The sequence below is a fragment of the Paenibacillus sp. FSL L8-0644 genome, from assembly GCF_038008165.1.
In the GTDB taxonomy this organism is placed as follows: Bacteria; Bacillota; Bacilli; order Paenibacillales; family Paenibacillaceae; genus Paenibacillus; species Paenibacillus polymyxa_D.
On record NZ_JBBOYN010000001.1, the window covers coordinates 1,993,525 to 2,005,971 of the forward strand.

The 12,447-nt window shown below is 42.9% G+C and carries 10 protein-coding genes; all 10 read left to right on the forward strand.

Annotated elements, in window-relative coordinates; all coding sequences use genetic code 11:
* Positions 1-39: 39 nt before the first annotated feature.
* The 10 genes from NSS94_RS09110 (at position 40) to NSS94_RS09155 (ending at position 12,293) form a co-directional block, all read left to right on the forward strand.
* Positions 40-5,016 (forward strand): RHS repeat-associated core domain-containing protein, encoded by a 4,977-nt coding sequence (locus NSS94_RS09110; protein ID WP_341039190.1) that lies wholly within the window; start codon positions 40-42, stop codon positions 5,014-5,016.
* Between the two features lie 114 nt (positions 5,017-5,130).
* Positions 5,131-5,781 (forward strand): hypothetical protein, encoded by a 651-nt coding sequence (locus NSS94_RS09115; RefSeq protein WP_069011062.1) that lies wholly within the window; start codon positions 5,131-5,133, stop codon positions 5,779-5,781.
* A 194-nt stretch (positions 5,782-5,975) separates the two neighbouring features.
* Positions 5,976-7,409, forward strand: a complete 1,434-nt coding sequence (locus tag NSS94_RS09120; RefSeq protein ID WP_069011063.1) for a polymorphic toxin-type HINT domain-containing protein — start codon at positions 5,976-5,978, stop codon at positions 7,407-7,409.
* Between the two features lie 69 nt (positions 7,410-7,478).
* Entirely contained in the window at positions 7,479-8,123 is a 645-nt protein-coding gene (locus NSS94_RS09125) for a DUF3885 domain-containing protein (RefSeq protein WP_069011064.1), read from the forward strand.
* 493 nt (positions 8,124-8,616) lie between these two features.
* Positions 8,617-9,753, forward strand: a complete 1,137-nt coding sequence (locus tag NSS94_RS09130; protein ID WP_069011065.1) for a polysaccharide deacetylase — start codon at positions 8,617-8,619, stop codon at positions 9,751-9,753.
* A gap of 206 nt (positions 9,754-9,959) precedes the next feature.
* Positions 9,960-10,385: a phage holin family protein gene (locus NSS94_RS09135; RefSeq protein ID WP_029516680.1), complete on the forward strand. Its 426-nt coding sequence runs from the start codon at positions 9,960-9,962 to the stop codon at positions 10,383-10,385.
* An 80-nt stretch (positions 10,386-10,465) separates the two neighbouring features.
* Positions 10,466-10,753 carry a Dabb family protein gene (locus NSS94_RS09140; RefSeq protein ID WP_013309679.1) on the forward strand — a complete coding sequence of 96 codons (288 nt, stop codon included), beginning with the start codon at positions 10,466-10,468 and terminating at the stop codon, positions 10,751-10,753.
* A 23-nt stretch (positions 10,754-10,776) separates the two neighbouring features.
* On the forward strand, positions 10,777-11,217 hold the full coding sequence (locus NSS94_RS09145) for a DUF86 domain-containing protein (protein WP_069011066.1): 441 nt from the start codon (positions 10,777-10,779) through the stop codon (positions 11,215-11,217).
* Positions 11,218-11,225: 8 nt separating this feature from the next.
* Complete coding sequence (locus NSS94_RS09150; RefSeq protein ID WP_029516682.1) at positions 11,226-11,873, forward strand: helix-turn-helix transcriptional regulator; 648 nt, start codon at positions 11,226-11,228, stop codon at positions 11,871-11,873.
* Positions 11,874-11,969: 96 nt separating this feature from the next.
* Positions 11,970-12,293 (forward strand): YtxH domain-containing protein, encoded by a 324-nt coding sequence (locus NSS94_RS09155; RefSeq protein ID WP_318626741.1) that lies wholly within the window; start codon positions 11,970-11,972, stop codon positions 12,291-12,293.
* Positions 12,294-12,447 lie beyond the last annotated feature (154 nt).

The following is a 12,447-nucleotide window of genomic DNA, read 5'->3' on the forward strand; positions in this document are numbered from 1 at the left end:
ATCATTAGATGTATAGGCATTATTAATAGGGGTGAGCGAGTGTTTAAACGTTATATTTGTAGTCTACTATGTGTGCTGATGTTGCTGGGTCCATGGAGCACATGGGCATATGGAGAAGAAGGACACGGAGAGGCAGCAGCTTCTCAATCTTCTTCGTCTTCTACTCCGCAGATTATTACCAGAGCATGGCTTGCACAGCAAACAGGTAAGGATCAGGCTTGGGTCAATGCACAGTTATCCAAAGGCTATACCTTATATGATATTTATAAAGCATGGCAAAAAGATGGTGGAGAAAATTCATTACCAGAACAAAGTCCAAGCTTGTGGGTACAGCAGAATGAACTGACATTGGGCATAAATGCAAAGGTGGAGCCTTCCGATGAGTCGGCTGCGCTGAAGGAGGGTGAAAAGCCCGCTCAGGCTACCCAGGATGAAAAGGCAACTCAACATCCACTAGATAAGGAAGAGGGTAAAGAGCCGGCTCCAAACACGACTGAGATGGATATCCCATCTATACCCCGAGTAAATGATTCCGTATATGCTCCGACTCTAGGAGAAAATGGACTGATCGGGCAGGATTTACTTAAACAAAGTTTATTGCAGGTATCTGCTACAACAGATGTCTATGCTCCTTTTGATCAGGTGGCGATTGCACAAAGCAGGTTGAGTGATGATACGTCGCGTTATGGAATGGATTATGGTGACAACAGTGTGTCCACCGCTTCAGGACAGCTCGTTGTTCAAAATACGGATTTGGTACTGCCGGGGTCATTGCCCTTTGCACTTACTCGTGTGTATAACAGTTCATTGGCAAGTAACCAGCTTGGTGTGCAGCAAAATGAAGGGTTGTATACAAACACAAGTGCGATCCGCGAGGAAGAAGCAGCTTCTGGTCTGGGGAGAGGCTGGAAATGGGATCTTCCTCATATGCAGAAACAGGATGGTAAACGGTATTTGTATATTCCGGGAACAGGCTCCTATGAACTGAGAGATGATTTGCAGCTAGAAGGATATGCATACAAAGATCTGAAGATCAGTGCAGATCAAAGCGCAAGTGTGCAGGGAGTAAGCAGTGCATACAAAATAGCAGTGTTGAATGGAAATGACTATTATATCGATCAGGACGGTTATTTGATTTTAATCCAGGATGCGTATAAGAATCGGGTGGAGTTTGATTATACAAGTTCTGGTGGAGTAAAGCTTATTCGATCGATTCGAAACAGTGATGGCAAAGAGCTTGACTTCACTTACAATGCCGGGCAAATTGTTGTTAAAGAGCAGGGCACGGACCATCAGTACACCTATCGCCAAAGTGGCGAGGGAAGCAGCAAGGTGCTGTCAGAAGTGTTGGATTCTCTTTCCAGAAGCACAAGCTATGCGTATACATTCATGGACGCTCCTTTTAATGTGGTCGTAGATGGTGAAGGAAAGACTGGAGCCCTACAGCAAAATGCATCGGCGTTGCTTACACGAATTGTACGACCTACTTCATCGATCACAGACATTCGTTATGAAGCATTTAACAAGCAGATAGGTGTATACGGTACACAAGGCGTGTTTAAGGTGGTTTCACGCGCTGATATGTACAGTACAACCGCAGGCAATCGTTTTTTAAATAAAATTGATTTCACCTATTCCGGAGAAGATCTAGCCAACTATGGGAAAAACGCTGAATGGACGGTAGTTGCCAAAGGGACACGTACAGCGGAAACCTTCCATTTTGGTAAAGTCTTTAGAGGAGATAACGCACCGGACAAGCTTGTTCTAAACAGCTATGATCAAGAGGGTGATTCTACCGGCTATCATATAGATTACAAGTATAATGTTGCCATGGACTGGAATTTGCCTGTGCAAATGCAAGAGTCGTATACGGAGGGAGGTTCTTCGTCAGAACCTGTAACCACCTCCTATGACTACAATGAATATGGTCTTCCACTAAAAGTATCCCAAAGTACTGGATTGGAGACTGTTCATACGTATAAAACCTCTAGTGAGCCTTTTTTCTGGATTCAACCTACCCAGACGGTTACTAAAATAAGTGAAGGAAAAACTGGAACGACAGTTCGAACTTATAAAGCAGAGGGTACATTGTATGAACTGAAAAACTATGAAGGTACAGAGCAAGGGAAGCTTTTATCACATACCTATACTTTTTACAATGCAAAAGGGAATGTAAGTGGTCAGAAAGTTCTTATTGATGACAGAAACTATACAGATGTTTCTATTGATTATAAATCGCCATATGGTTCACAGCTCCCAACAAGGCAGCTTTTGCCTAAAGGTGTTGAGTACACGTATGATTATTATCCGACTGGAGAAATCAAGTCCCAAACAGATGCCAAGCGCAAAACAGAGTCCTATGTATATGACGCTTTGGGACGTGTAACGAAGGTTACTTATCCAAATGGAACTCAAACTGTCGTGGTGTACAAGGATGATACGAATGATGTCACTGTTACCGGACCCGATGGTGTCAGCGCCGAAAGATTGTATAATCCGTTCGGACAGATGCTCCAGCAGCAAGTGGGTGATGCAATCTATGGTTATAGTTATGATGATCATGGGGATTTGGTAGAAAGCACGGATGCCGAACAAGCAACCACTCGCTATGCCTATGATGCCTTTGGACGACCTGTGAAGACGACCTATGCGGATGGAACAACAGATACAGTGGCGTATAACGCGGTGGATCGTACCGTTACTCAGACGGATGCCTCTGGCTACCGTATACGTGAAGTATCGGATGCTTTAGGTCGTGTGACCTCTACACAAGAGGCTAAAAATGGATCATTTCAGCCGCTGGAATCGTTAGCTTATAATTATGCGGATATGGTTACTAGCCGTACAGACGGTAACGGCCAACGTATGACCTATGATTACGATGCACTGGGACAAATGACCTCCGTCACAGATCCATCTGGACAAAAGACCAGCTATATGTATGATCTGGCCGGAAATTTGAAGACCGTTCAGTATCCTGATGGGCAAAAGAATATGTATTCCTATGATGAGCTGGGCAGACGTATGTTACTGGAAAAATCAAGCGGAGGAACAACGCTCAATATTTATGATACGGATGGAACCATCACTCGTATGCTGACAGGAAAATCGCAAGCGATTACCTTTCAATATAACTCGTACGGGCTGGTTACCGAAGCGGCGGGACCGGATTTTAAAACCAATTATACCTATGACCTTGCGGGACGCCGAACCAGCATGACAGATGGTCAGGGAACGACCACCTATGCCTATGATCCATCAGATGGGTCGTTGACTGGGCTGAAGTACCCTGATGGTACGCACATCAGCTATGAATACAACAAGCAGTCTCGTACAGGCTATGTGCTAACAGATGCTGCTGGCACGTCTATGCACGTTCAATCCAAGCTGGACAGTGTGGGCCGAGTTACCCAAATGGACATTAGCGCTGGGACAGGTGCGGCAAATGTACAGAGCTTGGGAGAAGCGAGTGCTGCTGGGGGCGGATCATTGGATCGAATGACGTTCGATTATGCTCCTAATGGTTTGCTGAAAAGCCAGTCTTCGAGCAGAGGGCTGAGTACGCGATTCAGCTACAACGGACTGGATTTATCCGGGGTTACGGTGGAGCACGGTGGTACGTCGCTACATCAATTTGGGTATGAACGGGATGGGAATAAAAACATCATCGGACGTACACAAAACGGAACAACAGACCAGTTTGGATATGACCCGTCAAACCGAATTGCCAGCGCAACCGCAAGTGAGAAGAATAAGACCTATGGCTACGATCCGAATGGAAACCGAAGCGCCGAAGGCAGTGGCAAAGTGTTCGGTATGAAGAACGCTGAATATACGTATGATTCTGTCAGCCGTCTGACAAAGGTGAGCGGTGAAGGCAAAGAGGTCGGGTACAGCTATAACGGAGACGGTCTACTGTACGAGCGTACAGAGGGCGGAAAAACGACTCGGTATTACTATGACGAAGAAGCGAAGCTGATTGCGGAAGCCGAGGTCCAAGGTGGAACAGCGAAGATCACGTACGCTTACGTATATGACTTATCCGGTCAACTGTGGGCTAGACAGGACAAGGCAAGCGGACAGTTGCAATACTATCAGTTGAATGGCCACGGTGATGTGGTAGGACTAAGTGATAGTTCGGGCAAGGAACTGAATAGCTACAGCTACGATATCTGGGGCGGCCCGGAGAAGGTCAAAGAGAACGTTCCGAACGTGCTGCGTTATGCTGGCGAGTATTGGGATGACACGGCTGGACTCCAGTACTTGCGGGCTCGCTGGTATGATCCGGGCACAGCCCGTTTTATGGGCGAGGATACGTACCAGGGCGAGATCAGCGATCCGCAAAGCTTGAACTGGTATACGTATGCAAATAATAATCCGTTAAAGTATATTGATCCAAGTGGGCATAAAGTTTGGCTAGTTCACGGTACTTTTGTTGATCCAAGTACATGGGATAATAGTAAAACGTATATTAAAAATGAGCTTTTTAATGAACCGACTGATACTCCGCGATGGAGCGGTAAGAATAATGATGGAGCCCGAGTTGAAGGTGCAGAAATTGTAGCGAATCAAATTTATAATTATCACAAAGCTCATCCAACAGAACCGATACGAATCATGGGGCATAGTCACGGAGGTAATGTTTCCATCATGGCAACTAATATGTTGGCTAAACGTGGGGTACATGTAGATACTCTTATCACTATTGCAACACCAGTAAGGGAATATAGACTGAAAACGAAGGTCGGTCAACATATCAATGTATACAACCATAATGATATTATTCAAGTTAACGGAGGGTTTTGGGGTTTAGGAGAAGCAAAACGCAAATACCCTGGTGCTGAGAATGTTGAAGTTAAATTATCCCCATATTATTTTAAACATCCAATTGAAGCTCATTCTGTAATGCACAATAATCCCAATATTTTGGATAAATACGTAAAACCACGAGTGCTGTGGCACAACTTTTCTAAAGCCAGATATGAAAGTTATAAAAAGAATCAGAGTAGGTACTAATCACTAGAAATAATTGGTTTATTATGTATTTTAGGATAAAGTTAGTATTCGAAATAGTGAAGTATCAGTTTTTGAAATGTGAGTAAACATTTCAGTGAGACTGGAGGGAAGAAAATGAAAATGCCCATTTGGTTTAAAATCATATGGATGATTCCTATTGTTATTAATATAGCGGCGTTCATATGGTTTATTTTAGGCTCAACAGGGGGCTTTCAACGTGGACATGATATCTTGGCAACTGCTACATTAGTCATATTTGGAGTCCCGTCTATTATTATTGTATTAATATCATTAACATATATATGGCAAGGATGGCCACCATTTAATGGTGTGAAATATTTAGTATCAGCAATATTGATGGGATCTTTATTATTTTGTTCTTATTATTTGGTTGACGGGACTCCTACACGTGGATGGTTGTATGATAACGTTGATAGTGATCCTGTACGGTTAACTTCAGATCAAAAATATGAATACCGTATAGATTTAATTAATCCTTTCCAGAGGAATAGTAGAGAACAATTGCACTTGAAAAATATTTCAACAGGAGAAGAAAAGAATATCCCTATTTCAATTAGAAAGGAAAATAGTGGCTACTCAGGTGGTGATGGAGATAATTGGGCTTGGGGTATTTTAAAACCAACAAAAGTACCAAATCAATACGAGTTGTCTACATTGGATGAGTATAACAACGGTATGTATGGCATGGATCCGAGAGTTTTTTTAATTGATGTAAAAGCTGGAACTGCACAAGTATTGAAGTAGAATTTGAATTATTTAACCACAATACGAGATAGTTTCGTATTGTGGTCTTTATTTATTATTAGTTCTGAACTAATAATAAATAGCTAAATATTCTCGATACTGTGCTACACGGGCTGGTTACTGAATCTGCAGGTACAAAGGATAAGACTTACAACTACGTTTCAAAAGGAAACCGAAGCTTCGAAGGTAGGGCAGTGAAGATTACATACGCTTACGTGTTGTATGACTTGTCCGGTCAACTGTGGGCCAGACAAGACAAGGCAAGCGGACAGCTACAATATTATCAGCTCAACGGTCACGGTGATGTGGTGGTCCTAAGTGATAGTTCGGGCAAGGAACTGAATAGCTATAGTTACGATATCTGGGGCGGCCCGGAGACGGTCAAAGAGACCGTTCCGAACGTGCTGCGTTATGCTGGCGAGTATTGGGATGATACGACGGGGCTCCAGTACCTGCGGGCTCGCTGGTACGATCCAGGCACAGCCCGTTTTATGGGCGAGGATACGTATCAGGGCGAGATTAGTGATCCGCAGAGTTTGAACTGGTATGCGTATGTGGCCAATAATCCACTCGGATATGTAGACCCTAGCGGGCATGAACTTATGCCTACGACTAAAGGCGGAATATTTTATACTAACCAGAAGACGATTATTCATTATCAAAGAGTAGGCATGGGGACATGCTGGAATGAGTTTAAAGCAGGAACTATTCAGGCATCCACGGCTGTAGCCAATTTCTTGATTGTAGATGATATAAACACGATACTTGATCCCAAATCGTCCGCATATGACAAAACACTTGCTCTAGCAGGATTTATACCTGTTGGTAAGTTTGTTAAAGGTGGAAAATTGATCATACAGCTGACGAGTAAGGAGGGAAGATATGTTGAACGTTCTGTTGAATTGACAGAAAAAAATCTAAAATCAGCCAAGGCACTCCCTTGTAATTGCTTTACGGCGGGGACTAAGGTTCAAACAGACGAAGGGGAGAAACCTATCGAGGAAGTCGAGGTAGGTGACAAGGTTCTAGCCAAAGACGATGAGACAGGTGAGATGGCTTATAAGGAAGTCGAATGGCTCTACCAACGTGATGTGGAAGAAACGTATAATATTACTGTTGGTGGAGAAGTCATAACGACAACTGATGAGCATCCGTTTTGGATTGTCGGCAAAGGTTGGGTCAAGTCTAAAGACCTCGAGGTGGGAGATGTTCTGACAACTTCGGATGGTAAGGAATTAGCCATTGAGAAGATTGAAGTTAAAAAGGGACATGACACTGTATACAATTTTAAGGTCAAAGATTTTCATACTTATTTTGTATCAAATTTGGGTGTGTGGACTCATAACGCTTGCGATATCCCGAATAAAACAACAAAATGGGATATAAAAATGAATGCAAAAGGAAAAGTCACTTACAAATTCCACGGAGATACAATTACAGCTTACCAAGATAACACAAAGAAAGGTTATTGGTGGGCGAAAGACACAACTGGACACGGCGGTTCAGCGTATAAGGTATTTGAAAAGAAAGGAAATTCACTTCATTGGATTACTGATGCAGATGAATATGGAAATTTCATAACAGGGAAACACAAGAGTACAACAGGTACAGTCATAAAGCTAAAATAAATATAGTTAAAAAAACGCCGTAAAGGGAACATAGATTTCCCTTTACGGCTACATGATGGGGATGATTGAATGGAACATAATCAAAATTTAAATGATTTTTTGTTGCGATACTTTGAAGGAATTTATTTAAAGAAACCTTTGTTTTATAATGCTTCAATTGCTATTAGGTTTGAAATGGGGGGAGGGACAGATACGCCTGGAAAAAGAGTAGAGCAGGTGAAACAGAGAGCGGTTGCTTTATTTGACGCATTAAATAGTTATGATGACGATGTTTACTTTGTACTATTCGTAGATAAATGGAGTAATGAGTCAATTAATGCCATTGAGAATGATGTCTTTAAAGAATTCAATAATTATATTAGTAAGATAGATTTTGGACATGTATTTAAACAAGAACAGGAGTACCGATATAAAGATTCCGACGAAACTGATGATATAGTAACTATTAGATATTGTATAAATGTGAAATCCCAAGATTTGAAGATTGATAGTCTGATAGAGGCGATTGCCAATCGAACACTTGGTTTAGAACCTAGTGTAGATGGTGACATATATTTAATAAATGACACGAACAAAACAATTTTTCATCTTTATGACGATAGAGGCTTGGATATTGTAGCGGAAAACAAGGAGACTCTAAGGATTGTTTATGAGCAGTATAATCATTGGATATTGGATTATGACCGAAATAAAATCGATGAAATATTTTCTTGAATGATCTTGAGGGCTGCAATCCTCAAGGTCTTTCTTTATATTAATACCTAGTACCAAGTAAATGGTTGAATGACAATCCCATAGTCAATTAGAAACCCAAAATCTTCAGATACCACTGTATCTTGCTCAAAAGTACCTCATCTTCATTTTCTTCCGGTAGGTTCTAGTTCCGCCAAAAGAATCTACTACCCGCTTGTACCCTTCTTAACTCCTACTAATTTATTCACAACTTTGTAACTTTCTCTGGCAGGGGGGTTGCGAGATTGTTTTCAAATTGTTTTACTATATTTACCTACTATAGTCTGGTAATCTATTAATATATATAGGGGGAACGAAAAGACGTCCGGTTCAGTCGGTTTATATGCGTTTATGTTCTATATGTTGAGTGAATGTCTATATTGCCATGTCTATATCGTCATGTCTGTATAACTTCATAGACAAGCTAGAGATAGCTCCCGCACATTATAAAATACAGCACAGGATGGTGTAATGAATGAAGCTTTTAAAAGTAAAATGGATGGCTGTATGCTTGATGGTAATCTGTTGTTTGGGTTTGCTAGGTATACATACGAATACAGCAAGTGCACAAGCGAAGGCTCCTTTGCTGGGGGTCAATGATGTGTTGCTAGATTCGAATACGATTAAACCTGTAATGGAAAATGATAAGTTGTATGTACCCATCGTTACATTGGGGCAAAAGATGGGCATTTCTACTTCTGCCAATGGAAATACATTGGTGCTGACTGGACATAATCGCAGCTTTACGCTGGATTTGAACAAGGGGGATGTGTTCGAGCGTGGAGGACGCACGATGGTGCCAATTCGCACTTTGACCAATGCATTCGGCTTCACTATTACGGTTCCTACAAGTAATCTGTATCGAATTCAGAATGCAAACGCTAGTTTGTCTGATGCTCAGTTTTTGAATACATTCGCGGCAGAAATTAAACAGTATGCAGCTGTCGAACCGGGCAAAGCCAGCAATACAGGCAACAAGGGAACTGCCTCATCATCCAGCCGTACGATTTATTTGAGCTTCGATGATGGTCCTACGGCGCATACGTCGCAGCTGCTGGATATTTTAGATAAATATAATGCGAAGGCTACTTTCTTCATGCTGGGACCTGAAATTCGCCAACATAGCGCAGTGATGAAGAGAATGGTAGACGCAGGGCATGGTTTGGGCCTCCATGGGATGACACACCAGGTGAAAAAGATCTATGCATCCCCGGCAGCAGCATTGGCAGAGATGAATCAGGATAACGACATTTTATTTAAGGCCACAGGGAAACGCACTTCTTTGATTCGTACACCTTATGGCAGCAAACCGTATTTGAAGAAAGCATATCGTGATCAACTGACGGGTGCAGGCTATCATATTTGGGACTGGAACATCGATTCGAATGATTGGCGTTATACTAAAAATCCGCAGCATTTTGTACAGACAGTCCTCAGTGATATTAAGAGACTGAAAAAGCAAGGCAGAACACCAGTCGTTCTTATGCATGATAAGCCATCTACGATCAAGGTGCTTCCACAAATCATGGCGGCCTTGCAGAAAGAAGGATATTCGTTCGAGCCGTTGAATGATAACCTGACTCCGCTTAATTTTTGGAATGATCATCGTTAATTGAATAGCATGAAAGAAAAGGCACCTTTTCAACCATTTGTATAGTGGTTTGGAAGGTGTCTTTTTGTTGTATTTGCTCGAAAATGTGAAGTTTGCAGCATGGTTTATATGAATCTATGAATTCATGTCTATGCACAGGTCATATGACTTTACGGGTTATCATGTCGCTGCATATATTACAGTAACCGTCCCGAGAGGAGGAAGGTATGAATATTAATCCGAGTATGTTTAGTATGATTTGTGCTACCGCAGGAGCCTTTATTACGTTTGCCTTTGGCGGCTGGAATCAGCTAATGGTGCTATTCACGGTTGCAATGGCTGTCGATTATGTGACTGGAGTCGCCGCAGCAATTAAGACTGGGCAAGGTTTAAGCAGTAAAGCCGGCTTTTGGGGGTTGGCGAGAAAGGCTTTAATGCTAATGGTAATTTCTTTGGCGCATCATGTGGACCTCCTGATGGGTACCGAAATCATGAAAGGGGCGGCAACGTACTTTTATTTATCCAATGAATTGATCTCTATTACGGAAAACTGTTCACGAATGGGTTTACCGCTCCCACCGAAGCTCAAGAATTTTTTTGCCCTATTAAAGGACAAGGAGTCTGATGGAAAAAATGGTGGAAAAGATCGCTAGAATTACAAAGTTTCTTTCCGTATGTGGGGCGTTATGATAAAATTTTCAAGAGAACATTTTAAGATAAGGAGCCTATACGCATGATTAAACATATTGTTTTGTTCAAATTGAAAGACCGCTCCCCCGAAAGCATTGAGCACACAGCATCCATTTTGCGCAGCATGAACGGCAAAATCAAAGAGCTGCTGTCACTCGAAGTAGGTACGGATGTGATTCGTTCGGAACGTTCTTATGATATTTCCCTTACCGCTGTTGTCGAAACACTGGAGGATTTGCAAACGTATCAGGTACACCCTGTGCACCAGGAAATTATTGTACACATGAATGAAGTGAAGGATGTATCTATCGCAGTTGATTATGAAATCTAAAGCGGTACTGGAGGTGCAGGACCTTGTATTATGTCAACCGGGAACAAATTGAGCTTCGACTAGGGGCTGTTCCCGACATTGTCGCCGGACTTCGCCAGACTTCTGCTTCCTGGAACGGCGATCTGTTGCAGGGGCTAGTGCAGGAGCGCTGTCTTCATCTGGCCATTGAGACGGTAACGGACGTAGGAAGCTATATCATCGACGGATTTATTATGCGTGACGCCAGTAGCTATGAGGATATTATCGGTATCATTCATGAGGAAGGTGTACTGGATGATACCGTATTTCATTCGCTAGTAGAGCTGGTAGGCTTACGTAAACCCTTAGTGCAGGAGTATTTCCATTGGGACCGGACAAGCCTTCACCCGCTTACAACAAAGCTGCCTGGGTTGCTGGAGCTTTTTGCATCTAACGTGCATGATTATTTAAATAAGGAATTGGGTCCCCAGCCCGAGGGAGTGTAAAGGCAAAAGTGACGGATAAGTATATCGTACCCGAAATGCCCACTAGGCGCATGATCATGACACTATTGAAAACCCAGGGACCTGTGGGCGTCGGAAGCTTGGCAGCTCAATTAGGCATTACCGAAATGGGAGTGCGTAGGCATCTCAAATTGATGGAGCAGGATGGCCTGATCGTGGCTACAATCGTGAGACAGGCGATGGGACGCCCGACGTTTTTGTACAGCCTGAGCGAGCAGGGAAGCGAGCAGTTTCCACGTAATTATGATCATTTGTTACTGGAACTGTTAGAGGAACTCGATGAAGAACAGGGAATGGAAGCTGTTTACTCGCTGTTTGATGGTAGAAAACGTAAAATGATGAAGCGTTACGCCCCTCATATAGAGGGGGAGACTACACTGGCTTCACGTGTGGAAAAGCTTTCGGGCATCCAGAATGCTTCCGGATATATGGCAGAGTGGCGCGAGGAAGAGGATGGTAGCTACTCTATTGTGGAATACAATTGTCCTATCTCTCAAATTGCAGGCCGTTACCGCAAGGCTTGTGAATGCGAGCAGCAAATGTTTGAGGAGCTACTTGATGCCGAGGTTGTTCGTGAGGATTGTTTGGCAGATGGGGGCCGTTGCTGCCTGTATCGTATCCGCTCTAAAAAAAAGTAAAACTTTTCAGGCTTGTTTTCTGTATCATGACAAGCTCCCCATGCTTATAATGCACTAACAGATGGGCATTCGCCCGGGCACAAGGGAGAGATGATGATGAAGGAGAACTGCAAAAGTTTTATCCGAGGCGCGTTGGCAGGCAGCATTGTTGGTTCGGTTGCTGCTTTATTATTTGCCCCTAAGTCAGGTCGTGAGCTGCGTCAGAATATTACAGATCAGGCGCGCAACGTAAGTGATAAGGGACAGGAGCTAGCGGGGAAAATTTCAGACACCTCAATTGAGTATACTGACAAAATTAAGGAGACAGCCTCAGCCGTCATTCATGAAATTGGGCAATGGCGTAAAAAAGGTGAAATGATTCCTGAGGTTAGTATTTCATCAGCGACTGCTCAAGAAGATACGGAAAAAGATACGCTGTAACGGTCTGTAAAAAATAGGTGAAACACTGAATACAGTTTGAATTCGTGGCTTCTCCCGTTGGGATGGAGCCTTTTTATTGATCACTTCCTCGTTTTAGGGTAATCTTTTGGGGTACCTTTTACACTGATACGACATAAGGTATGTAGCAACGGAT

Excerpts from the sequence above, each read along its gene's own strand:
- NSS94_RS09115 (WP_069011062.1), top strand. The coding sequence starts at position 5,131 with ATGAAAATGCCCATTTGGTTTAAAATCATATGGATGATTCCTATTGTT.
- NSS94_RS09125 (WP_069011064.1), top strand. The coding sequence starts at position 7,479 with ATGGAACATAATCAAAATTTAAATGATTTTTTGTTGCGATACTTTGAA.
- NSS94_RS09130 (WP_069011065.1), top strand. The coding sequence starts at position 8,617 with ATGAAGCTTTTAAAAGTAAAATGGATGGCTGTATGCTTGATGGTAATC.
- NSS94_RS09135 (WP_029516680.1), top strand. The coding sequence starts at position 9,960 with ATGAATATTAATCCGAGTATGTTTAGTATGATTTGTGCTACCGCAGGA.
- NSS94_RS09140 (WP_013309679.1), top strand. The coding sequence starts at position 10,466 with ATGATTAAACATATTGTTTTGTTCAAATTGAAAGACCGCTCCCCCGAA.
- NSS94_RS09155 (WP_318626741.1), top strand. The coding sequence starts at position 11,970 with ATGAAGGAGAACTGCAAAAGTTTTATCCGAGGCGCGTTGGCAGGCAGC.